The organism is Actinomyces minihominis, assembly GCF_900187855.1.
Taxonomy (GTDB): Bacteria; Actinomycetota; Actinomycetes; order Actinomycetales; family Actinomycetaceae; genus Scrofimicrobium; species Scrofimicrobium minihominis.
Window position 1 is genome coordinate 59,599 of sequence record NZ_FYEG01000008.1, and the last position, 25,524, is coordinate 85,122.

At 59.5% G+C, this 25,524-nt stretch carries 23 protein-coding genes and 1 tRNA gene; 11 read left to right on the plus strand and 13 right to left on the minus strand.

The genetic code is table 11. From position 1 onward, the window contains the following. Positions 1-22: 22 nt before the first annotated feature. Together arc and CS903_RS08040 are read right to left on the minus strand one after the other, a co-directional pair. Positions 23-1,564 (minus strand): proteasome ATPase, encoded by a 1,542-nt coding sequence (arc, locus tag CS903_RS08035; RefSeq protein WP_099333037.1) that lies wholly within the window; start codon positions 1,562-1,564, stop codon positions 23-25. Further along, positions 1,557-2,615 (minus strand): tRNA (adenine-N1)-methyltransferase, encoded by a 1,059-nt coding sequence (locus CS903_RS08040; RefSeq protein WP_099333038.1) that lies wholly within the window; start codon positions 2,613-2,615, stop codon positions 1,557-1,559. Before CS903_RS08040 ends, arc begins: the two co-directional genes overlap by 8 nt. 105 nt (positions 2,616-2,720) lie before the next feature. On the opposite strand from CS903_RS08040, the gene CS903_RS08045 reads away from it, so the two are divergent. Next, positions 2,721-3,548: a RecB family exonuclease gene (locus tag CS903_RS08045; protein ID WP_099333039.1), complete on the plus strand. Its 828-nt coding sequence runs from the start codon at positions 2,721-2,723 to the stop codon at positions 3,546-3,548. Here CS903_RS08045 and CS903_RS08050 read toward each other — a convergent pair. Both CS903_RS08050 and CS903_RS08055 read right to left on the minus strand, forming a co-directional pair. Further along, positions 3,533-4,354, minus strand: a complete 822-nt coding sequence (locus CS903_RS08050) for an HAD family hydrolase (RefSeq protein ID WP_306345678.1) — start codon at positions 4,352-4,354, stop codon at positions 3,533-3,535. The two genes, CS903_RS08045 and CS903_RS08050, sit on opposite strands and share 16 nt — an antisense overlap. Beyond that, entirely contained in the window at positions 4,239-5,093 is an 855-nt protein-coding gene (locus CS903_RS08055; RefSeq protein WP_099333041.1) for an undecaprenyl-diphosphate phosphatase, read from the minus strand. The genes CS903_RS08050 and CS903_RS08055 overlap by 116 nt, the downstream gene beginning before the upstream one ends. 61 nt (positions 5,094-5,154) lie before the next feature. On the opposite strand from CS903_RS08055, the gene CS903_RS08060 reads away from it, so the two are divergent. Next, entirely contained in the window at positions 5,155-6,138 is a 984-nt protein-coding gene (locus CS903_RS08060) for an aldo/keto reductase (RefSeq protein ID WP_164996717.1), read from the plus strand. 156 nt (positions 6,139-6,294) lie between these two features. Here the strand turns inward: CS903_RS08060 and CS903_RS08065 are convergent, their stop codons facing one another. The 5 genes from CS903_RS08065 to CS903_RS08085 form a co-directional block, all read right to left on the minus strand. After that, positions 6,295-6,618, minus strand: a complete 324-nt coding sequence (locus tag CS903_RS08065) for a DNA primase (RefSeq protein WP_099333042.1) — start codon at positions 6,616-6,618, stop codon at positions 6,295-6,297. A 39-nt stretch (positions 6,619-6,657) separates the two neighbouring features. Beyond that, positions 6,658-7,755, minus strand: coding sequence for an FAD-dependent oxidoreductase (locus tag CS903_RS08070; protein WP_099333043.1), 1,098 nt, complete (start codon positions 7,753-7,755; stop codon positions 6,658-6,660). A gap of 72 nt (positions 7,756-7,827) precedes the next feature. Further along, entirely contained in the window at positions 7,828-9,882 is a 2,055-nt protein-coding gene (locus CS903_RS08075; RefSeq protein WP_099333044.1) for a M3 family metallopeptidase, read from the minus strand. A gap of 6 nt (positions 9,883-9,888) precedes the next feature. Then, positions 9,889-11,043: a bifunctional GNAT family N-acetyltransferase/nucleoside triphosphate pyrophosphohydrolase family protein gene (locus CS903_RS09625; protein WP_129587637.1), complete on the minus strand. Its 1,155-nt coding sequence runs from the start codon at positions 11,041-11,043 to the stop codon at positions 9,889-9,891. A gap of 92 nt (positions 11,044-11,135) precedes the next feature. Continuing rightward, positions 11,136-11,324, minus strand: coding sequence for a hypothetical protein (locus tag CS903_RS08085; protein ID WP_099333046.1), 189 nt, complete (start codon positions 11,322-11,324; stop codon positions 11,136-11,138). 220 nt (positions 11,325-11,544) lie between these two features. On the opposite strand from CS903_RS08085, the gene CS903_RS08090 reads away from it, so the two are divergent. Further along, the gene (locus CS903_RS08090) at positions 11,545-11,793 is read left to right on the plus strand and encodes a helix-hairpin-helix domain-containing protein (RefSeq protein WP_207203792.1); all 249 of its coding nucleotides are present in this window, start codon (positions 11,545-11,547) and stop codon (positions 11,791-11,793) included. An 81-nt stretch (positions 11,794-11,874) separates the two neighbouring features. On the opposite strand, the gene CS903_RS08095 is transcribed toward CS903_RS08090, so the two are convergent. Further along, a tRNA-Leu gene (locus CS903_RS08095) sits at positions 11,875-11,959 on the minus strand. Between the two features lie 127 nt (positions 11,960-12,086). Then, positions 12,087-12,644: a GNAT family N-acetyltransferase gene (locus CS903_RS08100; protein WP_099333047.1), complete on the minus strand. Its 558-nt coding sequence runs from the start codon at positions 12,642-12,644 to the stop codon at positions 12,087-12,089. Between the two features lie 194 nt (positions 12,645-12,838). On the opposite strand from CS903_RS08100, the gene argC reads away from it, so the two are divergent. The 7 genes from argC (at position 12,839) to CS903_RS08135 (ending at position 20,215) form a co-directional block, all read left to right on the plus strand. Continuing rightward, positions 12,839-13,897, plus strand: coding sequence for an N-acetyl-gamma-glutamyl-phosphate reductase (gene argC, locus CS903_RS08105; RefSeq protein ID WP_099333048.1), 1,059 nt, complete (start codon positions 12,839-12,841; stop codon positions 13,895-13,897). Continuing rightward, positions 13,894-15,060, plus strand: a complete 1,167-nt coding sequence (gene argJ, locus CS903_RS08110) for a bifunctional glutamate N-acetyltransferase/amino-acid acetyltransferase ArgJ (protein ID WP_099333049.1) — start codon at positions 13,894-13,896, stop codon at positions 15,058-15,060. Before argC ends, argJ begins: the two co-directional genes overlap by 4 nt. Further along, positions 15,057-15,968 carry an acetylglutamate kinase gene (gene argB, locus CS903_RS08115; protein ID WP_099333050.1) on the plus strand — a complete coding sequence of 304 codons (912 nt, stop codon included), beginning with the start codon at positions 15,057-15,059 and terminating at the stop codon, positions 15,966-15,968. Before argJ ends, argB begins: the two co-directional genes overlap by 4 nt. Then, positions 15,961-17,136, plus strand: coding sequence for an acetylornithine transaminase (locus CS903_RS08120; RefSeq protein WP_242491815.1), 1,176 nt, complete (start codon positions 15,961-15,963; stop codon positions 17,134-17,136). Before argB ends, CS903_RS08120 begins: the two co-directional genes overlap by 8 nt. A 304-nt stretch (positions 17,137-17,440) precedes the next feature. Next, on the plus strand, positions 17,441-17,932 hold the full coding sequence (locus tag CS903_RS08125; RefSeq protein WP_099333051.1) for an aromatic ring-opening dioxygenase LigA: 492 nt from the start codon (positions 17,441-17,443) through the stop codon (positions 17,930-17,932). Positions 17,933-18,042: 110 nt separating this feature from the next. Continuing rightward, positions 18,043-19,236 carry a hypothetical protein gene (locus CS903_RS08130; RefSeq protein WP_099333052.1) on the plus strand — a complete coding sequence of 398 codons (1,194 nt, stop codon included), beginning with the start codon at positions 18,043-18,045 and terminating at the stop codon, positions 19,234-19,236. Positions 19,237-19,309: 73 nt separating this feature from the next. After that, on the plus strand, positions 19,310-20,215 hold the full coding sequence (locus CS903_RS08135) for a DUF4349 domain-containing protein (RefSeq protein WP_129587638.1): 906 nt from the start codon (positions 19,310-19,312) through the stop codon (positions 20,213-20,215). A 12-nt stretch (positions 20,216-20,227) separates the two neighbouring features. Here CS903_RS08135 and CS903_RS08140 read toward each other — a convergent pair whose 3' ends face one another. After that, positions 20,228-20,698, minus strand: coding sequence for a MarR family winged helix-turn-helix transcriptional regulator (locus CS903_RS08140; protein WP_099333054.1), 471 nt, complete (start codon positions 20,696-20,698; stop codon positions 20,228-20,230). 237 nt (positions 20,699-20,935) lie between these two features. Here CS903_RS08140 and CS903_RS08145 point away from each other — a divergent pair, with 237 nt between their 5' ends. After that, on the plus strand, positions 20,936-22,279 hold the full coding sequence (locus tag CS903_RS08145) for an AI-2E family transporter (RefSeq protein ID WP_099333055.1): 1,344 nt from the start codon (positions 20,936-20,938) through the stop codon (positions 22,277-22,279). Between the two features lie 5 nt (positions 22,280-22,284). Here CS903_RS08145 and CS903_RS08150 read toward each other — a convergent pair whose 3' ends face one another. Then, positions 22,285-25,488, minus strand: coding sequence for an error-prone DNA polymerase (locus CS903_RS08150; protein WP_099333056.1), 3,204 nt, complete (start codon positions 25,486-25,488; stop codon positions 22,285-22,287). Positions 25,489-25,524 lie beyond the last annotated feature (36 nt).

Consider the following 25,524-nt stretch of genomic DNA (forward strand, 5'->3'; position numbering starts at 1 on the left):
CCTCCTTCGGCAGTCCTGCAACCTAGTCGTGTTGGATCGGGGTGATATTAGCGACTTCGCCCCCGCGCAGGCCCACGGTACGCGCCCACTCCTCAGGGGTCGTGGTTGAGGCTAGTTCGAGGGACTCCCGCATCTCTTCCTCAACTCCCTTCAGCACGTGAGCTGTGGTCAATCCGCTTTCTCCGGTTGCAAGGGAGTCCTTGATGGCTGCCTTCTTGGCGCGCTCAACGATGCCGGCAATCATTGCGCCCGAGACCAAATCGGAGGGGTAGAGAATGTCGAACTGCCCGTTCGTCAGGCGAATCTCAAACAGTGCGCTTGCACTGTCTCGAACGTAGAGGCGGTCGAGGGCACGTTCGATAAGAAGTTCGACCGCGGCCTCGGCGGAGCCTTCCACGGCGATTAACTCCGGGCTGATTGGAAGATCCGGGGTCAGGTACTTGGTGAAGATATCGTGAGCCTGCCGGCGGTTGGGTCGGTCAATGCGAATGCGGACGTCAAGCCGCCCCGGACGCAGGACAGCAGGATCAATCATGTCGGGCCGGTTTGAGGCACCGATGACAACGACATTCTCCATTGCCTCAAGCCCGTCCATCTCTGCGAGGAGCTGGGGCACAATCATGGTTTCAACATCCGAGGAGATTCCGGTGCCGCGTGTACGGAACAGGGCTTCCATCTCATCAAAGAAGATGACGACGGGTACATCCGAGGAAGCGAGGGCACGAGCCCGGGTGAAGATGGCCCGAATGTGTCGTTCGGTTTCACCAACGAACTTATTGAGTAGTTCAGGTCCCTTGATGGAGATGAAGTAGGTCTTCTGCGAATGCTCCGCAGATAGTGCCGTGGCAACGGCCTTGGCGATCAGGGTTTTACCGGAACCAGGTGGACCGTAAAGGAGGATGCCACGAGGGGGTCGCAGATCGTAGCGACGGAACAGTTCGGGGTGGGTGAAGGGCAGCTCAATAGCATCCCGTACCTGGGCGATCTGCTCGTCAAGACCACCGATGGCAGAGTAGGGAACGTCCGGCACCTCCGGGGTGAGTAGATCTTCCACGTCGGTGCGTACGATCCGCTCGTAGGCAAACCCCGCCCTCGGGTCACACATGATGTTGTCCCCGGCCCTCAGGGTGCCATGGCGTAGGGGTCCGGCCAGGTGAAGGATGTGATCGGCCCCGTTGTTCGAGGCCGCAAGGACCCGGTCATTTCCAAGAACCTCGAGGACGGTGGCAAGCGTTCCCTCGCGAGGGAAGCCGAGCGACTGGGCTACCGTTTGTCGTTCGTCGATTCTCAGGAGGGAACCCGGGCTCAGGGCGGTGAAATCCAGATCCGGCGCCACCGGAAGTCGCATACGGCGGCTTCCAATCAGCACTTCAACCTCAAGGGTTAGGGGGTGGGCAGAGACCAGAACACCGATCGTTGAGGGCGGCCGGTTAATCATGTCGACCTCGGCTTGAAGGTCGATGATTTGCTTTCGAGCTCGGATCAACGCATCGGTGAGGTTGCCGTTCTTCTCTTCGAGTCCCGAGATCTGCAGTCGCAGCTGCGCAGTGTTCTGATCAGGCATCGGTGTCGTCCTCATTCATCATCGTTTCATCCGCTTCTTTGCCGAGCCAGGTGGCTGCGCGTGACTCAACATCCCGTCGCAGGCGGCGCAGTTTCTTGGCGTTTGGCTGCCGCAGTCCCAGGGTCTCTTCGGACCACTCGGTCACCCCGTCCCACTCTCCGCCCTTGCCCTCAGCTGCGGGGGCGGGGCGCGATACCAACTCGTGGTTGCCTGTGCCGGGGGCCAGGCGGCGGGCAACCACCAGGAAGCCGGTGTGGGCGACCATGCGGTGGTCCGGCCGAACGGATAGTCCCTCAACGTGCCAGGAGCGAATCGTGGACTCCCAGGAGTAGGGGTTGGAGAACTCTCCTGATTGACGTAGTTTCTCAACGACTCGAGACATCTGCGGCACGGTGGCCACGTAGGCTAGGAACACTCCCCCGGCTTCCAGGACTCGGGCGGCCCCATCAACGAAGTCCCACGGGTTGAGGAGGTCGAAAATCACCCGGTCGTACGACTGCGGTTCAATCTGCTCAAGTGCCACACCTATGTCGGCTACCTGAAGTTCCCAGGCCGGGTGCCTCCCCCCGAACCAGAGGTCAACATTGGCCTGGGCAATCGCCGCAAACTCTTCGCGAATCTCAACTGAATGAAGATGACCGTAAGGGCCCACGGCACTTAGAAGCGAGGCAGAAAGCGCCCCGGATCCCACTCCTGATTCCAGGACCCGGGCCCCCGGGAAGATATCGGCAAACTGGACGATCTGGCCCGCATCCTTGGGGTAGATAATGGCGGCACCACGCGGCATCGACAGGGTGTAGTCCGAGAGAAGGGGACGGATCACCTGGAAGGTCTTACCGTCGGCGACCTCAACCACCTGACCGTCTGGTTTACCGAGGACGTCGTCGTGGTCAAGCGTTCCCCGGTTGGTTTGAAAGCGTCCTCCGGGAACCAGGGTCACGGTGTGGAGTCGACCTTTCGGATCCGTCACCTGAACCTTGTCACCTGGCCGCAAGGGCCCGCGTCGGCGGGCTGGACCCATTGGCTCATCTCCGCTAAAGGCAGTGCTCATCGTGTTCCATTCAGACTTGGGGATCTCCAATAACTCTACCCAGACGGGTCTTAAGCACCAGTCCCCGAAGCCATGAGCCTCACCACGACAGACTAGAGTTACCGCATGTCACGATCCCCAGCGCTGTCTGCATCGAGAGCCAAAGAGTACCTGCAGTGCCCACTCAAGTTCCGCTACTCGGTGGTCGATGGAGTACGCCAGCCCCCGACTGAAGCCACAGTCAAAGGCAATGTTGTTCATGAGGTCCTGGAGGACCTTTTCAAAGAACCGCGGACAGCTAGGACTCCCCAGACCGCCCGGGGGCTTCTCCCCGGGGCCTGGCGGTCTGTCCTTTCCCGGGACGAGCAGGCTCAGGCGCTGTTCGAAAACCCTGGGGTGGCAGCCACCGGCCGCGCGGATACTGAGAAGCTGGTCGACAACTACTTCACCTTGGAACAGCCCCAGAACCTGCAGCCGAAAGGTTGTGAAGAGCTGGTTGATGCACGTCTGAACTCCGGGGTGCTACTCCGGGGGATCATCGATCGGATTGATGAGGCCCCGGACGGTGCTCTGCGGGTTATTGACTACAAGACAGGCCGGGCCCCCTCCCCCAGGTTCATGGAGGACGCCCTCTTCCAGATGCGTTTCTACTCGCTGCTGCTAAGGGAGACCCAGCGCCTCCCCAAGCGAACCCAGCTGCTCTACTTACGCACCGGAAATGTGCTCACGCTTGACCCCGATCCTGCCGCTATTGAAGGGTTCGAGGGCGAGGTCAACGCACTGTGGGAGCGGATCGAATCAGACGCCAACCGAGAGGTCTTCGAACCGAAAACTTCGCGCCTGTGTGACTGGTGTCCATTCCAGGCTGACTGCCCCGCGTTCGGGGGCGTGCTGAAACCGCTCCCTGAGGAAGGTTTGCGAAAACTCCTGTCGATCCGTCAGACAGAGCGATAGTCAACCCGTCGACCCGCTACGATTTCGCCGAGTAGATCGAGGTCGAGGTGAGCGGCCGACTCCACCCAGTTCAAGCCCTCACGTTCCTCTATTTCTGCAACGCAGGGAATCGCAACCACGGCCGCTCCGGCCGCCAAACCAGAGGTGACTCCGGCCATCGAGTCCTCGAGGACGACGCAGCCACTTGGCTCAACTCCGAGAAGCTTCATTGCAAGCAGATACGGTTCTGGCGATGGCTTATGGCTCGCCACATCATCCGCTGTCACGACAGCATCGAAGAGTCCCGCTGGAACATGCTTCAGCATTGCCTCCACCATCGGCCGAACCGATGAGGTGACGAGGGCGATGGGAACTCCGGCTTCCTTAAGTTCGAGGGCCAGCTCGAGGGCTCCCGGCCTCATCTTCACCTCACCGGCCTCAATCGTTCGCATCAGGTAGTCCAGCAGGTATGCGAACACCTCATCATGGGTGTCTGCGGACCCTGTCTTTTCAATGAGCTTGGTGGTGGTAGCCAGAGCTGAACCACCGACGAGCTCAAGAGCGTCCTCGACTCCCCATTCTTTTCCGCGCTTCTGAACGTAAGAGGCCTCTGAAGCCAACCAGACCGGTTCGGTATCGGCAAATGTTCCGTCCATATCGAAGAGGACGGCCTGAAGTGCAGCGTGCGCAGTGATGGAGAATCTTCCTTTCCTAGACGACGGTGACGGAGAGGGGCTGGAGTACCCCGACGATGAGCAGAACTGCAACGACAATCGCGAATGCAATGCGGTAGATGACGAAGGGCTCGAATGACTTCGTGGTGACAAGCTTGAGGAACCAGACGATCACCATGTAACCCACGGCAAATGCAACCGCGGTTGCGACGATCGTAGGGCCTGCCGCCACGCTTGTTTCATCCCCCAAGGATTTGAACATCTTGTAGAAGCCCGAGGCGAAGACCGCGGGTAGGGCAAGGAGGAATGAGTAGCGTGCAGCGGCCTCACGGGTGAACCCCATGAGGCGTCCAGCGGTGATGGTGCCCCCTGAGCGAGAGACGCCGGGGATGAGGGCGAGAGCCTGGGCAAACCCGAAGCCAATAGCCTGTCCCCACTTCATGTTGTCAAGAGTATTGACGCGCTTACCAATCCGGTCTGCGTAACCAAGAAGGAGGCCGAACACAATCAACATCACCACGGTGATCCATAGGTTGCGGAAGGTGGTGTCGATCCAGTCCTCAAGCAGGAGGCCGAGGACAGCGATGGGGATTGAGCCAACGATGATCATCCAACCGAGGCGGGCATCGGGGTTGGATGACGGGACTCGGTTTTCCCCACCGATGAATGGCAGCGAGTACCACCAGCTCTTGACGATCCGGACAATGTCTTTCCAGAAAAAGATCAGGACCGCAGTCTCGGTACCAATTTGGGTGATTGCAGTGAAACCCGCTCCCGGATCTCCGGCGCCAATCAGTTCTCCGACCACCCGGAGGTGCGCGGAGGACGATACGGGGAGAAATTCGGTGAGGCCCTGAACCAGGCCCATGATGATCGCTTGTAACCAATCCATCCGGCCAGCCTACCGCCCGACCACCTCAGGTTCGGTCCCGTCACCCCGTACTATGGAGCACATGGAAATTCGTCGACTGGGCCAGCGTGGTCTGGCTGTCTCTGCTCTTGGCCTCGGGACCCTCACCTGGGGTCGTGATACCGACGACTTTGAGGCGGCGGCAATGTTGCAGTCTTTCCTCGAGGCGGGCGGAACGACTCTTGATGTTCCCTCAGACTGGGGAAGCGCAACATTTGAGGGACGAGTTCGCGCCGTCGGTTCAACCATTGCGGATGGGCTTCGTGACCGCCTCGTCCTCATCCTGCACTCCGGCAACCTGCCCGAACCCACCGGGGGCCCGCTTCAAGCCGCTACCCGCCGCGACATCAGCATGCTGGGGCCCAGAGCCTCCAAGCGGAACCTGATTGCTTCGCTTGACACCGCTCTGGCAGACCTGGGAACCGACCACGTCGACCTGTGGGTCATACACGGCCCCAGGCAGGGTATTTCAATCGGAGAGATCCGAGAGGCCGCTCAGTTCGCCCTGCGAACCGGGCGCGCCCACTACGTGGGGGCCGCCGGGTTTAGCGACTGGGACTTCGGTGCCCTGACAAGTTTCACTCCTGGTGAAGAGCCCTTTGCCGCACTGGCTTCACCCTTTTCTCTTTTGGATGCCTCCGCCCGGGTCAACCTGATGCCGCGCGGCAGTGAAAGTGGTTTGGGGTTTGTAGCACTGAACCCCCTCGCCCAGGGCGTCCTCACCGGGAAGTACCGCAACTCAACCCCACCGGACTCTCGGGCGGCCTCAAGCCACCTTGCGTCCCTGGTCGAGCCGTACCTGACGCAGCGTCACGCCCGGGTTGTCGAGGCCGTGGTGCGCGCGGCAGGAGGGCTAGGCACTACTCCGTCTCAGGTGGCCCTGGCGTGGGTCCTGGCTCAGCCCCTCGTGTCAACCGCCATTATTGGCCCGCGTAACTCACGCCAGCTTGACGCAATCCTTGAAGAACCAACCCTGCACCTGCAGCGCGAGCTGCGGGACGTACTGACTGAGGTATCACTTACCTAGGGGGTGGTCTTCAAACCTGCACGGTCCTCTGGCTGCCCTGGGACGCCTGCATCATTGACCCAGATCTGGATAATCTGCTCCGCAGAGCTTGCCTGCTGGACGTCGCTGCCCTCTGACTGACCTACGCCAACCCCCGGCTGAACCGAGTCTGAACTGTCACTCGTCCTCGTCGAGAAGGTCCGCCACAGAGTCTTCCCCGTCGATGTCGTAGGAGTCGTCATCATCATCCTCGTCGTCGACGTCGTCCTCATCATCTTCGTCATCGTCGTCCCCGTAGTCGTCGTCGAGCAGCTCAATCGGTAACTCGACTCCGAAGCTGGTGAACAGGGCATCGTCATAGATGAAAAGGGCATCCTGAAGACGTAATTCAGCGTCCTCAACCATGGCGGGAGCAACCACATCTGAGTTGCGCGCCATATCGAAGTGGTGTTCTAGGGCAGACACAAGCCTGCTTAGCGCAGAACGGGGTTCCATGGACATGCTCCTAGCCTAGCCGACATTGAGAAACGCACTATCTTCCTACGGAAGGCCCAGCTGGGAACGGATCACCGAAATCATCAGGTCGGTCCCCTTAATCTCGGCGGTCTCTTCCGATCCAACGATGCGGGTGGCACCTTCTCCGTCAAATAGTTGAGAAGCACCGTGTGAGGGACCGAGCGGGAGGACAATCCAGTCCCGTTTCGGATGGTATGTCACCTCGGGCTCTCCGCCCTCAATCTGAGAGGCAATGTTCGCGACCACCACGCGGGCCTGGTCGCGAGCAGCATCAGCCCTCTTCGCTTCGGGAACATTCGTGATGTCACCAACCGCATAGGTGTGATCATGGCCTGCCACCTGCATGGTCGGCAAGACGCGTACCGTCCCGGCCTCCGTGAGTGCTTCCTGGTAGTCGGTGCCGCGCAGGTAACCGGTGACGGGCTCTGAACCGTAGCACTGGAACCACACGTCACCACTAACTCTTTCACCCGTGGTGGTTTCCACCTCGAAGCGCCCCAGGGTGCCTGCGGGAGTCGGGGGCAGGTAGGCCAGCGACGCCCCGGCAGTAACCTTGATGCCAAGCTCAGCAACCTGATCCTGGATCAAGGTGCGGAACTCAGGGGTGAACCCGGGGGAACCCAATAGTTCGTCCTTGACCTCAATGATCTCGATCTCTAGGTTCGGGAAGACCTCACGGAGCTCACCCGCCAGCTCTAGACCAACGGTTCCACCGCCGACAATGACCGCCTTCTCAGCGGTACTAAGCCCCGCGCGCAACTCACGGAGCCGGTGCTTAGCAATTGCGCTCTGCCCGGTGATGTGCTTCGCCGGGAAGGGGTAGGTTGACCCTGTGGCTAGAACGATATAGTCAGCTTCCATCGGTTCGTGGCCGTAGAGGTGAACCGTGTTCCCATCCACGCGAGAAACGTTGCCATTGATGACCTTGCCCTTGGAGAGCAGGTAGGAGTAGGGCATAAAGATCGCCTGCTCCCACACATCATCTACGGCAGCGCGGAGGGCCGCTGCATGGTGTACAAAGCGATCATTCCTATCGATGAGGACGACATCCGCCACCGGATCGAGTCCCTTTGCAACGGTGATTCCACCGTATCCGCCACCAATTACGATTACTCGAGCCACGTTCGGCCCCTTCCGCATCTAGCCATCTGTCACACCGGGCACTGCCTGATGAGTCGCAACAAGCTTACTTGCTTACTGCAAACCCCGGCGGCGGGTTACAGCCGCGCCCTCTGGTTTCCGGCCTCTAACTGCCACAAATGATGCCAGAGGGTCGCGGGAGTTTCCCCGACTGAGTAGTTGGTCCTGTAGCAGACGTCCGGCCTGGCGATTAAAGCCGCCATCAGGTCGTCCGTCCTCATTCGTCAACGACTGCTCCTCAAACCATTCCTCAAGTTCTCCGACCATCGCTTCCGCCCACATGTAAGAGTAATAGGCGGCGTCGTATCCACCGGCGAAGGTATGCGCAAAGTAGGGGGTGCGGTAGCGCGGCACGACCAGGTCATGGGCTCCCCCACCAGCTGCGAGAGCAGTCTTCTCGAATGTCTCGACGTCCTCGACAGCCTCCGGTAGGTCCGACTCATTCCTGTGCCAGTAGTGGTCGATGAGGGCCGCTTGCACGTACTCCAAGGTCGAGAAGGCCTGGCCGAAGTACTTCGACTTTGAGAGTTTCTCGACGACATGGTCGGGAAGTCCTTCACCGGTTTGGTAGTGGCGCGCATAGTTGGCGAGGACCTCGGGGTGGTAGGCCCACATTTCGTTGAGTTGACTGGGCAGTTCAACGAAGTCATTAGGTACCTCGGTGCCTGCCGTCGACTCGTAGTAGGTCTGTGTCAGCAAACCGTGGAGGGCGTGACCGAACTCGTGGAAGCAGGTTTCAACGCTATCCCAGGTGAGCAGGGTTGGCCTGCCTGCCTCCGGCTTCTCAAAGTTGGCATCGTTGGTGATGATGGGCAGATTTCCGGTGCGTGCGCAACCGGCCTGGATCTCACTCATCCAGGCTCCGCCGCTCTTACCAGGGCGGGTGTACCAGTCGGCCATGAACAGGCCCCTGGGAAGTCCGTTTTCGTCGAAGACCTCATAGGTCTCCACGTCCTCGGTCCACCCGCGGATCTCTGGACGAGGACGGAAGGTCAGACCATAGAGGCGCTCCGCAGCAAAGAAAAGACCGTCTTTGACGACCCGGTCCAGCTCGAAGTACTCGGACAGCTTATCGGCGTCCATCCCCAGGAGGTCACCGCGTGCCTTGTCCTCGAAGTAAACCCAGTCCTCTGGCCCGAGGTCAAAACCCTCCGCCTGAGCCAGTTTCTCGTAAGCCACCCGTTCCTGATCCAGGTTCCTGATAGCGGCTTCGCCAACGGTACGCAGCAGGTCGAGCGCCTCCGGTGGTCCGGGGACCGTCTGATCATCCATGGCAAGCGACGCATGGTCGGCAAACCCGAGTAACTCTGCACGCTTCTGGCGCAACCCGACCAGTTCAACAATCAGGGGGCGCGTGTCAAGATCGGGATCTCCGCCGAAACCTCGGGTAATGGAGTCATGAAGTGCCCGTCCCCGGGTCACATGGTCGTCCAGGCTGGCGATCATCGGGGGCTGGGAGTAGTTCATGACGGGGATCCGCCAGCCATCTGCCGTTTCGCGAGCCTTCTCCACCGCACTCTGGATGCGCTCTTCACTCAAGCCAGCCAGTTCAGTTGTATCTGAGCCAGCCGTGTGGGTTCTGTCCAGTTGTGCCGTTATCTTGGCATCCACCTGCGCCTGGATCGAAGCGATTTTGCCGTTGAGTTCTCGAAGACGTGTCTGACCGTCCTCGTCAAGGGCGACACCGCTACGCTCAAACGCGCGTACGGTGTCGCTGACCAACCAGGCGGTCTCCTCGTCGAGGTCTGGAAGCTTGGAGACTTCCAGGTACCTCTCATAGATCGACTTGTTCATCCAGAAGTCATCGCTGTGGGCCGAAAAGAGAGGAGCGAACTTCTCATAGAGAGCATCGAGCTCGGGCCCACCGACCGATGAAAGCAACACGTAGAAAACGGTCTCTGCACGTCCAAGAACTCCGCCCGCCGCATCAACGGCCACAACCGTGTTGATCACGCTGGCGGGTTCCGGGTTTTCTGCGATAGCCCGCCATTCTTCTCTCTCCTGAGCCATGCCCAGGTTGAGCCCCTCTTCGATATCGGCCAGCGTGATTGCTGCGAAGTCCGGAACACCAAAGGGAAGTTCGGATGGGTGAAGCAGTGGATTAGTCACGTTCTTTTAGTCCTCAATCTGGTTGTTTTCAACGTCTGGTTCGGGCCCGTCCTCGATCGTCCCCAGCACTTCGGCAATCTTTGGCTCCCGGAAGTTCGGGCCCTTGAGAATCTTTCCGTCCTCCCGGCGCTTGACCGAGCCATCGGGCATGAGCTTGGAGAGATTAGAGGAATGGACTTCCGCCAAGACTCGGTCGAGGTCGATCCCGGCTTCCAGTGCCATGCCATAGATGACATAGGTGAGGTCGGCGAGCGCATCAGCCGCCTCAACTACGTCTCGCACCCCCTCATCGGGAAGGTTCGCGAAAGTATCGGAAAGGATCTCCCCAGCTCGCGGCCCGTAGACGGCCTCGACCAACTCTGTGACCTCCTCTTCAATGAGGGACATCCTCATTTGAAGACGGTCGAAGTCAAGTGTTGCTTCCTGGCCGTCCTCAACCCGATTAGGCATGCCATAAACCGCGTGGAACTCAGCCACCAGGTCACCGGGGCGATCCCCCGGAAGAACTTCAGCGGGGGGAACTGCGGGGAACCCTGCCATGTCGATATCTCCAACCAGTCGATTCCAGTCAGACTTCACAATGGCAGACTGCCACTGGCTGACGATGTGCCCTTTCTTGTCCTCAACCCGCCTGACACCTTCGGGGATAAAGCCACAGTTGCGCGCGATACGCCGGGAGGCTTCGTTACCGACCTCGGCAATATGCAGGACACGCGCCACCCCCAGTTGCTCAAACGCAGCGCGAAGAACCAGGCGGCAGGCCTCGGTCATGTACCCGTTACCCTCGGAATCACCGTGTATCCAGAAGCCGACCTCCCGGTCAGTCCCCGAGATTCGCAGGTCAATCACACCGGCGAGCTGACCTTTGGAACCGTCGTCCTGAACGGGGTAGATCCCCCAGACGGGTTGACCCGACGCCCAGGAACTAGGCACAAAGGTGCCCGTAAACTCGGCGGCCATCTCCTCGGTGTAACGCCCTGCCGCCCAGGGCAACCAGCGCTTAAATCGTTCGGACTGAGCGGCGGTGTAAACGCGCTCTGTGTCCGCGGGAAGGACGGGGGCGAGCACGAGGCGTTCCGAGAGGAGCACAACCAGATGCGCCAACTCCGCGGGTATCTGCACCCCTTCATACTCGGTTGGCAGCTGGTTCTGCGCAGACATCTGGTTCACTTTGGCTCCAAAACATTGCGGTCGGTATCTTGCCGAAGCCTAACAAGTTTGGGAGCGAACCCAGTCATACCTAACGGGTTGCTCTAGGACATAGCCCAGACGATCGCCACCGCCACAATGACAACGATGATTAGTCCAACAGCAGTCCAGCGCCAGTTCCGTGGGTCGGTAGGAAAACTGGGGTCCCGGCTCGGAGGGGTAGCTTCCTCTGCCTTCTGCTCCATCTTTTCCCCAAAACTGACCTCATCATCACGGGGCTCATGCGTTTCCATGCTTCCTCCCAGCTCTTCGGTGAGGCAGCGTTCTGGCTGGAATGGTACTGCTGAAACAGATCGCTGCATGTCATGCCATTAAAGCACCGAAGGTGATGGGTGACACAGCCCCTCACCCCGGGGGAGCCTCGGTACGCTTCGCGGGAAGAAGTTACCCACTCCGGTTGGTCACGAAGCCTTCGCGGAGGAGTTTGCGAAGTACAAGCAGGGCAAAGGTTCCGTGCAGTTTCCACTGGCAGATCCACTTCCGGAAGCTCTCATTCGTCGTGTGATCACGCAGCGGGTGAAGACAGTTGCCTACGGACTACCAAAGATAGGTACCCCGGCCACAGCCGCACTCAAAACTGCGGGGGTGACCAGGCGGAGCCAACTTGGTAACTACACCGAACAGGACCTGCTCGCCCTTCATGGGTTCGGACCCAAGGCACTGCGGATCCTTCGTGAAGCCGGCGTCCACCTGGAACCCTAGGGTGTTGAGGTACTGCACCGGAAGGCTGCGGAAATGAAAATGTCGGGACATCCATCAAGAATGTCCCGACATTTCACACTGTGCGCGGAGGGGGACTTGAACCCCCACCCTCTATACGAGGACTAGCACCTCAAGCTAGCGCGTCTACCTATTCCGCCACCCGCGCAGTGTTGCTACCTTTTGACCTTGGCCTCTTGGAGCGGTTCTAAGTTAACACGACGGACGCGAGAATGGCCAACCAGAAGGGCTTGAAAAGAGGTGGCATGAGTCACCGCGTCAGGTTTCACCGCAAGTTAGCCGTTCTGGGCCCAGGACTGCCGGGCCCATTCCGACCTCAGCAGTGAGTGTTGCCACTGACGTTCCACACCGTGTTCACCGACTGGTTTACGACGGACACCTTCGGGGGCAAAACCGAGAAGGCGTGCCACCTTCCGAGACTGGTGGTTCCCCACCCGCGCGAAGTGCATGATTCGCAGCGCTCCGAGGGTGTTAAATGCAAAGTTAATTGCCAGGTGGTTCGCTAACTGCATCAGACCTCGACCACGGTGGTCCGCCCTCATCCAGTACCCAATTTCCCAGGCGCCCGCCCCGCGATCTCTAAGGTCCAGTACTCCTATGAGGTCCCCTGGCGAACCTTCGAGACAGATCGCCCAGACTGGCAGATTTTGCGCCCAGCTCTTCTCGGCAAACTCACTGAGAAATCGCCCGGCCGAATCACGGGTGTAACCCCCGCTGCGCCAGGGCAGCCACCTCAAGAAAAGGGGGTCATCACACGCCGCCCTAATCTGCTTGAGGTCGGCGATGCCTAGGGGGCGCAGCAGAAGCCCCCTGCCCCGAAGTAATTCTTTCATCGGGTCCAGTCTGGCAGTTTTGCCCGGGTGTCGAGACCAGGTTCCACCAGATCGAAACAGCGCGGGTCGCTGTGACCAACCTCAGTATCAGCAGGTGGGCGCCAAAGGATGCTCTATGTGCATAGTCGCATAATATTCATGAGGTCGGAACCTACTGAGTTACGGATGCCGACACAACTATGAGGAGGAACCCCTTGACGCTAACTGCCGCTGTCGCCGGGGCATCTGGCTATGCCGGAGGTGAGGTTTTACGCTTCCTTTCCGGTCACCCTGATTTTTCAGTCGGGGCTGTCACAGCACATTCAAACGTCGGAGAGTCGGTTGGAACAATTCAACCTCACCTGCGCTCCCTTGCTGACAGAACTTTCGTCGAGACGAGTGCAGGCAACCTGGCGGGCCACGACGTCGTTTTCCTCGCCCTCCCCCACGGCCACTCGGGCGCTCTTGCAGATGAGATCGCGGCTCTCTCGCCCGAGACCCTCCTGGTCGACTGCGGAGCCGATCATCGGCTTCATTCCGCAAGCGCATGGGAGAGCTTCTACGGTGGCGAGTTCCACGCACCTTGGAGCTACGGGGTTCCCGAGCTGCTCGTCAACGGGAAGAAGCAACGTGAGAACCTTCGTTCCACCAAACGCATCGCCGCTCCAGGATGTAATGCATCGACTGTGGCCCTAGCACTCGCACCCGGTGTCACCTCCGGTCTCATCGAGTCCCGTGACATCGTCGCCTCCCTGGCAGTGGGGCCCTCAGGTGCCGGTAAGGCACTGCGTACAAGTCTCTTGGCCTCAGAGATTATGGGCTCGGCCAGCCCGTATGCGGTTGGTGGTGTTCACCGGCATGTTCCAGAGATCGAACAGGCACTCAGTGAGACAAGTGCTTCCCTTCCCCACGTGAGGGTGTCGTTCACGCCCGCTCTCGTCCCCATGTCTCGGGGGATCCTGGCCATCTGCACCGCCCCGATCAAGGCGGGTGTTACCGGGGAGCAGCTGCGCGCGGCATGGGTCGGTGCGTACGAGGACGAGCAGTTCGTTGAGGTTCTTCCTGCCGGTCAGCACCCTTCGACCGGATCGACGTTGGGGGCGAACACCCTGTTGATGAGCGTGACCCTGGATGAGCGGGCCGGAAAGGTTGTGGTGGTGGCCGCCCTCGATAACCTCGCCAAGGGTACGGCGGGAGCCGCCATTCAGTCCGCCAACATTGCCCTGGGCCTTTCCGAGGACGCAGGCCTCACCGTGAATGGAGTTGCACCATGACCGTTACTTTTCCCGGTGGCTTTCGCGCCGCCGGCCTTGCTGTTGGCTTGAAGTCTTCTGGCGCCAACGACCTTGCCATCGTCATCAATGACGGTCCGGAACAGTCGGGAGCCGCTGTTTACACGTCAAACCGAGCCCAGGCTAACCCCATTCGCTGGTCACGTCAGGCACTCGATGCTTCCGGGGGTCAGGTGGCGGCTATCGTCTTGAACTCCGGCGGGGCGAACTGCTTCACGGGTACCTACGGTTATGAGACCACCGTCTTGACGGCTCAGGGTGTCGCAGATCTACTCGAGGTCGATCCATCTGCGGTTCAGGTTTGCTCGACCGGCCTGATTGGTGAGGGTGGCCCGGATTTTCGCGGGCCCATTCTTTCGGCTCTGTCAGACCTTGTTGCCCAGGCTTCGGTTGAAGGTGGCGTTCCTGCCAGTGAAGCAATCCTCACCACTGACACCCACGCGAAAACAGCCACCTACAGCTCGGAGTCCGGCTGGTCGATTGGGGGAATGGCAAAGGGGGCCGGAATGCTGGCTCCCGGTTTGGCGACCATGCTGGTGGTCCTCACCACCGACGCCGTCCTCGACTCTTCCGAGTGTGATGATGTCTTGCGTCAAGCGACTTCGACTAGTTTCGACCGCCTTGATTCTGATGGCTGCATGTCCACTAATGACCAGGTGACGCTGCTGGCTTCGGGAGCGTCAGGGGTTGTCCCTGAACCTCACGAGTTTGCCAGCGCACTGCAGGCCGTCTGTCTCAATCTTGCAATGCAGCTGCTCTCAGATGCAGAGGGCGCCTCCCACGACATTGCTATTGCCGTGACTGGGGCAGGCAGCGTTGAAGATGCCCTCGAGGTCGGTCGTTCGGTTGCCCGCAACAACCTCTTCAAGGCGGCTATCTTCGGGAATGACCCCAACTGGGGACGTGTCCTCGCTGCCATCGGCACGACGGGCGCCCAGTTCGATCCGGACGACGTGGATGTCTCGATGAACGGGGTGCGTGTCTGCTCAAAGGGCGGCCCCGATCAGTCCCGCGACCTGGTTGACCTCAGCCCCCGGGCTGTCGACCTCAGAATCAACCTTCATGTTGGCGAGTCGACAGCCACCATTTGGACCAACGACCTCACCCACGACTACGTCCACGAGAACAGCGCATACTCCTCATGAACTCCATTAAGTACCGCTTCCAGGCCCCGGAAGAAGCCCGCCGTTTCGCCAACACCCTTGTTCAGGCGCTGCCCTGGATGAAGAAACACAGCGGAAAAATCATCGTCATCAAGTTCGGCGGGAACGCCATGGTGAATGAGGAGCTGCAGCAGGCTTTCGCCGAAGATATTGCCTTCCTCCACTATGTCGGCGTGCACCCGGTTGTCGTCCACGGTGGTGGCCCACAGATCTCAGAGATGCTTCAGCGCCTCGGGGTTGAGTCTGAGTTCAAGGCCGGCTTTCGGGTCACGTCCTCGGAGGCTATGAATGTTGTCCGTATGGTCCTGCAGGGTCAGGTCAACCCAGAGATAGTCGCACTCATCAATGAGCACGGCCCGATGGCCATGGGACTAAGCGGTGAGGATGCTGCTATTTTCTCAGCGGAAAAGATGACGGTTGAGGTCGAAGGGCAGACCATCGACCTCGGTCAGGTGGGCGAGGTCGTCGAGGTGCATCCTGAGACAGTTCTCGATCAGCTTGAGGCCGGTCGAGTTCCAGTTATCTCTTCTATTGCTCCCGAGCGAGGTAATGCCGGGACCGCCCTCAACGTCAATGCTGACCTGGCAGCCGCCGCACTAGCCGTGGCTCTCGGGGCAGAAAAGCTGGTTCTACTTACCGATGTTGCGGGCCTCTACTCGGACTGGCCCAACCAGGATTCACTTGTGGCGCAGATTGAAGTTGCCGAGTTGGCGCGCCTTCTCGACTCGTTGGAGTCGGGAATGATCCCGAAGATGCGGGCGTGCCTGGAAGCCGTCGAGGGCGGAGTCCCAACTGCCACTGTGATTGACGGTCGCGTGCCCCATTCGGTGCTTGTCGAGCTGTTCACGGATCAGGGAATCGGAACCGAAGTGAGGGCGCACAGTGAGTAGTCAGGGTCGTGCAGCACAGGTGTTGATGAACAGCTACGGCGAGCCGCAAGCTGAGCTGGTACGCGGCGAAGGTTGCCATGTGTGGGACAGCAGCGGAAAACGCTACCTGGATTTCCTGGCCGGCATTGCCGTCAACGCGCTGGGTCACGCTCATCCTGCCTTCGTCACCGCCATCTCCGAGCAGGCTGCGACACTGGCTCACATTTCTAACTTCTTCGTTTCACCACCCCAGTTGAAACTAGCGGAAACCCTCCTGGATATTTCCGGAGCCCGATCGAGCGGGCGAGTGTTCTTCACGAACTCGGGCGCCGAAGCCAACGAGGCCTCCCTCAAGCTAGCCCGACTCCACGGCACACCGCTGGGCAAGCACACGGTCATCGCCCTGGAAGGCAGTTTCCACGGACGAACTCTCGGTGCTCTGTCACTCACTTCCAACCCCCGGTACCGCGAGCCTTTCGAGCCACTCCCGGCCGGGGTGGCGCGGATCGAACCCACCATCGAAGCACTCGAGGCCGCTCTTGATGAGGACGTTGCTGCACTTTTTCTTGAGCCCATCCAGGGTGAAGCCGGAGTGGTTCCGCTCAGTCATGAGTTCCTGAGGCGCGCTCGGGAGCTTACCTCCCAGGTTGGCGCTCTCCTGGTGGTTGATGAGGTTCAGACCGGCATCGCAAGAACCGGATCGTGGTTTGGATTTCAGGACTCTGGGATCACCCCGGACATCATCACCGTTGCTAAAGGCCTTGGCGGTGGGTTCCCGATTGGGGCGTGCATTGCCTACGGCGAAGCTGCCGCCCTTTTCTACCCCGGGGCTCACGGCACAACTTTTGGGGGGAACCCGCTCGGTTGCCACGTCTCCCAGGCCGTCCTCGACACCATTGTCGAGCTGGACCTGGCGAGCAATGCTTTACTTCGCGGTGAGCAGATAGCCGCGGCGGTTCTTGCCCTCGATGAACCCCTGGTGAAAGGTGTCCGAGGACGGGGCCTGCTGTTGGGCATTGAGCTGGCGAAGGATGTTGCTCCGGAGGTCGCCGCTGCGGCGCGCGCTGCCGGACTGATTGTGAACAGCCCCAACCCCAGGGTCATCCGCCTTGCCCCGCCGCTCACTGTCGGCGATGAGGAGGTCACGGAGTTTCTCACCTTATTTAGAAAAGCACTCAGGGACGTTTAACCGCCTTCATGGGGGACCTAGAGAACGACACTCCCGGGGACTTTAGGCCGCCTTGAAGGGACCTTACTCACACACCCTGAGGCCTTGGGCCTAGCCCCCGCGGCTTCTGAAATCCTGCAAGAACGTTGAAATCTCGGGGATTTTGGCCGGAGGCCAGTCGACCCTTGGTAACAGTTTGGTGTCCTTTAGGACTTTTGGCTCGTAAAACACCTTTACCGTCTCGGCAAATTCTCTATTCTTTTACTGACCTAGTAATCAGCCATCGGCGCCAGCCGAGAAGCACCGTTTCCGTAAAGGGATAAAAATGTCGCAAGAGTCGACCACCTCCACCAACCCCGGCGTGTACCGCACCGTCGTCGCATGGATCATGATCGTCGTTGGCGCTCTCATGATGATCGGCGGCGTTGTCGCCTGGTTCGCAGTCTCCGCAAACCTCCGTGTTGAGCACATGACCGTTCCGGATGATGCCTCAATGAGCCAGGGTGCAACCGTTGCAGGCCCGATCTCCGCCTGGGCTATGCAGGGAGTCATCCATAAGCATGCCCTCGGCGCAACCGATGGCCTCACCTACGCAGAGCTCGGTGACGCTGTCAACGAAGCCAAGGCTGAGTTCGGTGATGATTCACCTGAGGCTGCTCAGGCTCAGGGCATGCGCACCACCGCCATGAACGCTTCGTTCCTGCGTGCCTCCCTGTTCACCTCAATCCTTGCATTCGGTGTTTCGGCACTAGCAACCGGCACCGGCCTGATGGGTGTGCTTGGTGGCACCGTGCTGCTCCCCCGTCGCAAGAACTAGTTTCTGGTCTGCCGGTGACCTAACGGTCTCCGAGGGATAGCATTTGCCCGGTCGACTTTTGTCGGCCGGGCTTCTGCTTTAAGCCACTCGATTTCAGGGGGGAGGAGGACATGAAACGTCTCATTGCTGTCGACCTGGCGCGTTTCCTCGCCCTGGTCGGGATGATAGCCGCACACCTACTTCCCACTGCTCGTAGTGGCGGGTGGGTTGACTACCTGACCTCGGGTTTCCCATCAACCCTTTTCGCCGTGCTGGGTGGCTTCGGAGTTGTCTTCTCCACCAGGCGCTACCTTGCCGAGGGGCTCAAAGTACCCGCGATCGTGTCCGGCCTGGTACGCGGAGGTAGCGTTGCCCTGATCGGTGTCCTCATGGGCTTCCTACCAGACCACAACATCATCGTTATCCTCGTCTATTACGGGGTGGCGATCATGGTGGCAACCCTGCTCGCCCTCGTCCCCCAGCTACCACTTCTTCTCCTCCTGCTAGGCGCTTCAATCCTGACACCGCTGGTCGCCTTTGAAGTCAAGACTCGGACCACCCAGTCCATCGCGCACGGGATGCTTGACTTCACGACTGTGTCCAGCACGTTGACCACCCTTTTTCTGACGGGGACCTATCCGGTTCTTACCTGGAGTATCTACCTCGGCCTCGGCATCCTGCTGGCTCGCGCCCTAATGACCTCTGTAAGTCCGGTTCGCTCAGCTCTGGTCTCCGGCCTGACTGGTGCCGCCGTGTGGGCACTGGCTGAGACCGTTAGCCGTTTTCGGGCCCACGCACTTTCACTCCAACTTGAGGCCGAAGGGTACGGGACGGCGACGGATATTGTCCGATCCCTCAACCAGAGTGCCTATGGCAGCCCGTTTTTCGGGGGGTGGGATGCCCTGCTTGTTGCCAGCCCCCACTCGGGTTCTACGGCTGACATCCTCAAGACCGGCGGTGCTGCAGTCCTGGTGATCTGTCTTCTGGTCGTTCTTTTCTCAAGAGCTACTACCACCCCCATACTCCTTCGCCCCCTCGCCAAGGTTGGCGCCACCCCCCTCACCTCGTACGTCCTCCACATCACGATGACTGCCTTCATAATTCTCTGGACCGGGCTTCCCCTAGACGCGTTGGGGTGGATGCGAACCTATGAGATCCTGGCGGTCTCCTTCTGGTGGCAGCTGGCTGTTCTGCTGCTCCTGGGGACCAGTTTGAGCATCTCAGGAAAGCGGGGCCCACTGGAGACCCTGGTTTCCTGGGCCGCCCGTTCTGCTGCCAGACAGGTCCCACCCACGCAACCCGAAGATGCTTCAACCAGGATTTGACCTGGACATTGCAGTTCGGTTTCAAGGCTGGTGAAGCCTACTTTTCGGGGTGACTTGGCCCTACCGTGAGCACATGAAAACAAGGACTTCTCTGCGCCCACTGGTCACCGTGCTAGCCATCGTGTCCCTTGGGGTTGCGGGTTGCTCGGGCGGAACTGGGTACAACTCTTCTGTAGAAAGTATGGCCGCTTCTGACGGCGGAATGGTTTCCGCAGACTACGCAGCCGGTTCGGACATAGAAATGGGCGCGGCCGAGGACATGAAACCGCAGGTTGGTTCCTCAATCATCGTCTCGGGGGATGCAACAGTCATCACTCCTGATCCTCGAGGTAAGGCCGCTGAGTTTAGTGAACAGGTCCTGGCTCTCGGAGGGCGCATCGACTCAAGCTCGTCCTCGGACTTCCAGAACCAGCCCTTTGCCTCGGTGTCGGCAGCAGTTCCCGCAGAACGCTTCGATGAGGTGTTATCTTCACTCGACAGTCTCGGACGCGTAGAGAACTCTTCCGTCTACAACCAGGATGTCACCCAGCAGGTGACAGACCTGGATGCTCGAATCGCGGTCCTCGAGGACTCGCTAGACCGGCTCAAGGCACTGATGGAGCAGGCGACGACAGTCGAAGAGTTGATTGCCGCTGAGAATGGACTGACGCAACGACAGGCAGAACTGGACTCCCTCAATGCCCAACTTGAATGGCTCTCCGGCCAGGTTGAAATGTCTAACCTCTACGTCAACTTCTCAACCGAGGTCGACTCATCGGGGTTCTCCTTTGAGAAGGCCTGGCAGTTCATCCTCAAATCGTTTGAAGTTATTGGCTACGCACTCCTGATCGCACTCCCCTGGGTCATCCTCATCCTTTTGATTACCGCTGTGGTTCGCGTAATTCTGGCAAGGCGGCGCAACCAGAAACACGCGGGGTTCACCATTGACACAGATACGACGACGCCTGAAAAAGAGGGAGGGGACTCCCAAGGCGAGTAGGTCGAAACCCGACTAGGGATGGGCCTTGCGGTCGAGGTGCCCGAAAGCATCAACGATCTGGTCGATATGCGCATCCGTCAGGTCATCAAGCAGTAGCTGGCGAACGGTTGCCTGGTGAATCCTTGAAGCATGCTCGGTGGCTTCAACCCCCGCGTCGGTGAGCGCGGCGACGTAACCGCGCCTGTCGGTACCGCTGGGTTTCTTGTTTACCCAGCCGGCCTTAATAAGACCCCCCACCAGGTAGGTCAATCGTGAGGGGATAAATCCGAGGCGTTCAGCAAGCTCACCCATCCTCATCTGACGCCCCTCGCTTTCATAGAGCATCAGAAGAATATTGTAGTCCGAAAGGGACATGTTTGCCCCGGTTTTCAGCTGGGTCTCAAGTGAGCCCTGAAGCCGGGTACTGGCCTCGAAAAAGACGCGCCAAGCCAAGGAGCGTTTGTTATCGCGCTCCTCGATTCCATTTGCCGCATCCTGTGCCACAGTTACGCAAGCCCTTCCGCAACACTATGGTTAGCCTGTTCGCCCATCACAGCACACATTCTACGCCGAACACGAGATGTCCCCGTGTTATCTACTACCTAATGGGAAGGGGTGGCTTAGGTCTGCAGTTCCGCAGACTCTCCACGCAGACAGCGAGGCCAGTTGGTGTCAGATCGGCAAGAGTGCAGGTTGAGAACTACACTAGTGGTCTCAGTCAATTTCTGAAAAGGAGGGCCTATGACCGGCCAAACCAAGCCGCGCAAAGCCATTTACAGCTCTCCGAAAAGTCAGCGCTATCTGGGGCGTAATCAGGCACCTGCCAACCCTGCGACCAAAGAGTCACGGGTTGATGTTCCCCGCTGGCTGCTGAGCGCCGGAGTTGGCGCCTGGTCAGCGATCGGTATCACCCTCGTCATCGCCGGAATCGTCTTCGGGACCTCCAAGATCGCGGCTGTTTTCATTGCGGTCTTTGTCGCCCTCGTCCTTACTGGCCTGCTCAATCCGATTGTGAATCGGATGAGCAAGCACATGCCCAGGGGTCTGGCGGTAGCGCTGTCGCTGTTCGGCACACTCCTCATCTTTGGTGGCCTGTTAACATTCGTCGTCACCTCGGTGGCCGGCCAGTGGCAGAAGCTCGCAAAACAGCTTTCCCACGGCCTCGACATGATTATCGACTTCATCGACCGTTCCCCATTCAGCGTCAACCTGACCAGCGACCAGGTTTATACCTGGCTCAACTCGATGATCGAGAAGGGGCAGCATTACCTTGCGGCGAACTGGCAACGGCTGGCAACTACAGCCCTGTCGAATGCCGGTGGAGTTGCCCTAGCGATCACAGCTTTCGCCCTGGCAATCTTTATAACTATCTTCTTCCTGCTCCAGGGTTCCCAAATGTGGCGCTGGTTCCTCAACCTTCTTCCCACTGATCGACGCGGTCAGTGGAATCACGCCGCACAGGCTGGCTGGACAACGTTCGCGGGGTACGGTCGTGGCACCATCATCATCGCCTTCATCGACGGCATCTTGGCATGGGTCTTCCTCGAAGTTCTCGGGGTGCCACTGGCACCGGCGCTAGCCGTCCTCGTCATGATCGGCGCCCTGATCCCAATGGTTGGTGCACCCGCGGCAATGGTCTTAGCCATGATCGTTGCCCTGGCTACGGAAGGTGTAATGAAGGCAGCCGTGGTTGGTATAGGCATCGCCCTCATCGGACAGTTTGAAGGACACATTCTTCAGCCGCTAATTATGGGCAAGCAGGTCCGTCTGCACCCGGTTGTTGTTGCTATCGGCGTCATGGCTGGAACGCTTGTCGGCGGCCTTCTTGGGGCAATCATCGCTATCCCGATCATCGCAGTGATCTGGTCGGTGTTCTCTTCGCTCTACCACCGCGACCCGCCGATCGTCGGAAACCTGCCCGATATGCCCCCGCCTCAGGTGGGTCCCCCACCCGGAAAAAAGAAGGCCAAGGGCGACGGGGTCTACGTCTTCTTTAAGGAACTTCGCGCTAAGCCGGGCACCCGCAAGAAGTTCATTCCCACGCCTGGGGCCAAGGCGGCTGCGCGACCGGATGAGACGGCTTAGCAGACCTACCGGAAGTCCCTCGAGGTTGTTCGAGTTGGCACACGGAGCGCCTCGATGCGGTCGGCCACCAAGGCAACCGCACCGTCCCCCTTCTCAACTCGACCACTGATAACCATCGCCTGCGCCTCAAGTGCAACACTGCGGTAGCGACGCCATAACCCCTTGGAGCAAATAACATTACCGAGGCCGGTTTCGTCCTCCAGTGAGAGGAAAGTCGTTCCGCGTGCGGTCATGGGACGCTGCCGGTGGGTGACGACACCGGCAATAGTAATCCGGCGATCCAGGGGGGCATCCGGAAGCTTGTTCAGAGGCACAACCCCACGCCGGTTCAGCTGTTCCCGAACCGTCTCTACAGGGTGCAGTCCAACCGACAGTCCCATGCCCCGATAGTCGGCCTCCAACTCTTCCGTAACCGACATCCTCGGAAGGTGTGGGGCCTGAGCACCCACCTCAGTCCCCGGGAGAAATGGCTGGTGCCAGTCACCCACTCCAAGCACCCCGGCTGCCCACAGTCCCTCCCGTCGAGTTATGCCAAGGTCATCGAGGGCACCCGCTGCCGCGAGCTTCTCGACTTGGAGTCGGCTCAGACGTGCCCGCGCCGCCAGATCTGCCACATCTACGAAAGGCCCATCCGCTCGGGCAGCAACAACTTGCTTGGCTCCAACACCGAGTCCCCTCACGGTTTCTAACCCCAGACGCACCTCGAGGTCACTGCGCGCATCAACTAGGTGATGGGGCTTGCTGACCGGAGATTGCTCCCCTGCGGGCACGGCGCGCGGGGTAGAGACAACCTCCGAGAAAAGCACGCTTGGGGGCGCCACGTTTACCCCGTGTCGGCGGGCGTCCTCGACCAGTGAAGCAGGCGAGTAAAACCCCATGGGCTGGCTTGCCAGAATCGAAGCATAGAAGTGTTCCGGATGATGCACCTTGAGCCACGCGGAAGCATAGACAAGGTAGGCAAAAGAAAATGCGTGCGACTCAGGAAAACCAAACTCAGCAAAACCCCGCAGCTGCTCAAATACCTTCTCCCGGATCGTCTCCGGCACCCCTTTAGCCGCCATCCCCGCGAAAAGGGCAGGTTTTAGAGTTTGCATACGCTCAGCAGAACGCTTGGCGCCAATGGCACGGCGCAACTCATCAGCCTGCGCCGGGGTGAAGCCCGCTACCTCCACCGCTATCTGCATGAGCTGCTCCTGAAACAGCGGAACCCCCAGCGTCTTCTTGAGCGCATTCTCCATCAGAGGGTGCAGGTAGGTGACTTCTTCACGACCATTCCTCCGGTTGAGGTAGGGGTTCACCGCCCTGCCCTGGATTGGGCCGGGACGAATCAGCGCCACCTCGATGACAATGTCGTAGAACTTCCGTGGCTTGAGGCGCGGCAACGTGTTCATCTGCCCGCGCGATTCAACCTGAAAGACACCGACTGTATCCGCGGCACACAGCAGATCGTAGACGCGGGGATCTTCGGGGGGAAGATTGTAGAGGTCGAGGGGACGCCCATTGCGTTTGACCCCGGCTTCTTCGAGCCAGTTGAAAGAGCGCCGCAACGCCGTTAACATTCCTAAGCCGAGAAGATCGAACTTAACCAGTCCTGCTTCGGCACAGTCCTCTTTATCCCACTGCAGGACCGAACGTTTCTCCATTGCCCCCCATCTAACCGGGCAGATTTCTGACACCGGGGTGCGGGTCAGAACCATGCCTCCGGGGTGGATTCCCATGTGTCGCGGCAGCTTCTGTAAAGCATGGGCCATTTCCAGGACAGCGGGGGGTGCGCCAACCTCTCCCCCTCCCCGCCCCGACTGCTTCGACCACCGCTTAACCTGACCCTCTGGAAACCCGAATGCTCTGGCTGCATCCCTCACCGCAGACTTCGGACGGTAGGTAATGGTGTTGGCGACCAGGGCCGCATTGTGGCGACCGTAGCGGTTATAGACATACTGGATAACCCGCTCCCGTTCTTTCGCCTCGATGTCGAGGTCGATGTCGGGTGCACCCGACCTCTCTGGAGAGAGGAACCGTTCAAAAAGCATCCTGTGCTGAACCGCATCGACCGCTGTGATGGAAAGGGCGTAACAGACAGCTGAGTTGGCAGCTGAACCACGTCCCTGACAGAGGATTCCACTTCGGCTGCAGAAGTCAACAATGTCCTTGACGATTAGGAAGTACCCCGGGAAGCCAAGCTGCTCAATGATGTCAAGTTCGTAGTCGATCTGTTTCCAAGCCTTCGGAGAGTGCTCTCTTGTCCCGTAGCGCTCCAGAGCCCCCCGATAGGTAAGGTGCCGCAACCAGGTCTCCTCGCTCTCTCCCTCCGGGACCGGATAGTGAGGGAGTCCCGGTTCAAGAATACGGAAGTCAAAGTTGAACTGACCTGCGAGATAACCAGCATTCGCCACTGCCTCGGGGTGGCGGTGGTGCAGAACTAACATCTCTTCGTGTGACCGTAGAAAGGTCCGCCAAGCGGGAAGATAGGGCTCGGCCTGAGCCAGCGGAACATTGAGGCGAGTGGCACTAAGAACATCCGCAAGCGGCTGCCCCTCCGGTCTAGCGGTGCGAACCGCACCGGTAGCAACAAGGGGCAACCCCCTCTTTTGCGCCAGGGTGAACAGGGCATCAGACAGTGCTGCCGGATCATGCTGCTGCAGGCTGGCTTCCACCCCGACCCGGTCCGGCCCCACGGTATCGATCAGCTGGTCAAGTAGCCGTTCAGCGCCGACCATTCCCCCTGCCGTGAGGGCCTGCCGTAGTGGGCCGTGGGAGGTACCTGTGAGAAGAAAGATGTCTGTGCTGAATCGGTGAATTTCCTCTAGGCTCAGCGATGCCTCACGTCGCCCTTCCACCTGGAGAAAATGGGAGCTAAGCAGACTGCTAAGGGTTCGGTAACCATCCTGGGAAGTGGCTAGGACGGGGAGACGCACCCGGGGTGTTGTGAACTGCAAGGCTCTCTTCCCATCGGGCTGGAGAGGTCGTCCTTCAAGAGAGAGTAAGAGGGAATCAAGCGTTAGTTCTGTTCCATAGACGATGGGCATACCTGTCTGGCGACCGGCTTGTGCAGTTTGGACTGCAGAGTACATTCCATCCACATCGAGGATAGAGATTCCCGTCAGCCCCAGCTGTTGAGCCTGCTGAACTAGGGCAAGGGGGGTGTCTGTTCCCTCTAGGAATGTGAATGCACTGTGTGCGTGTAGTTCCGCGTATCCTCGATCTTTCACCCCACCATTCTATCGAACATATGTTCGATGAGATTG

What these genes read in the sequence shown, in the direction of transcription:
- arc (WP_099333037.1), bottom strand. Translation starts at nt 1,564, where the DNA reads ATGCCTGATCAGAACACTGCGCAGCTGCGACTGCAGATCTCGGGACTC.
- CS903_RS08040 (WP_099333038.1), bottom strand. Translation starts at nt 2,615, where the DNA reads ATGAGCACTGCCTTTAGCGGAGATGAGCCAATGGGTCCAGCCCGCCGA.
- CS903_RS08045 (WP_099333039.1), top strand. Translation starts at nt 2,721, where the DNA reads ATGTCACGATCCCCAGCGCTGTCTGCATCGAGAGCCAAAGAGTACCTG.
- CS903_RS08055 (WP_099333041.1), bottom strand. Translation starts at nt 5,093, where the DNA reads ATGGATTGGTTACAAGCGATCATCATGGGCCTGGTTCAGGGCCTCACC.
- CS903_RS08060 (WP_164996717.1), top strand. Translation starts at nt 5,155, where the DNA reads ATGGAAATTCGTCGACTGGGCCAGCGTGGTCTGGCTGTCTCTGCTCTT.
- CS903_RS08065 (WP_099333042.1), bottom strand. Translation starts at nt 6,618, where the DNA reads ATGTCCATGGAACCCCGTTCTGCGCTAAGCAGGCTTGTGTCTGCCCTA.
- CS903_RS09625 (WP_129587637.1), bottom strand. Translation starts at nt 11,043, where the DNA reads ATGTCTGCGCAGAACCAGCTGCCAACCGAGTATGAAGGGGTGCAGATA.
- CS903_RS08085 (WP_099333046.1), bottom strand. Translation starts at nt 11,324, where the DNA reads ATGGAAACGCATGAGCCCCGTGATGATGAGGTCAGTTTTGGGGAAAAG.
- CS903_RS08100 (WP_099333047.1), bottom strand. Translation starts at nt 12,644, where the DNA reads ATGAAAGAATTACTTCGGGGCAGGGGGCTTCTGCTGCGCCCCCTAGGC.
- argJ (WP_099333049.1), top strand. Translation starts at nt 13,894, where the DNA reads ATGACCGTTACTTTTCCCGGTGGCTTTCGCGCCGCCGGCCTTGCTGTT.
- argB (WP_099333050.1), top strand. Translation starts at nt 15,057, where the DNA reads ATGAACTCCATTAAGTACCGCTTCCAGGCCCCGGAAGAAGCCCGCCGT.
- CS903_RS08125 (WP_099333051.1), top strand. Translation starts at nt 17,441, where the DNA reads ATGTCGCAAGAGTCGACCACCTCCACCAACCCCGGCGTGTACCGCACC.
- CS903_RS08130 (WP_099333052.1), top strand. Translation starts at nt 18,043, where the DNA reads ATGAAACGTCTCATTGCTGTCGACCTGGCGCGTTTCCTCGCCCTGGTC.
- CS903_RS08135 (WP_129587638.1), top strand. Translation starts at nt 19,310, where the DNA reads ATGAAAACAAGGACTTCTCTGCGCCCACTGGTCACCGTGCTAGCCATC.
- CS903_RS08145 (WP_099333055.1), top strand. Translation starts at nt 20,936, where the DNA reads ATGACCGGCCAAACCAAGCCGCGCAAAGCCATTTACAGCTCTCCGAAA.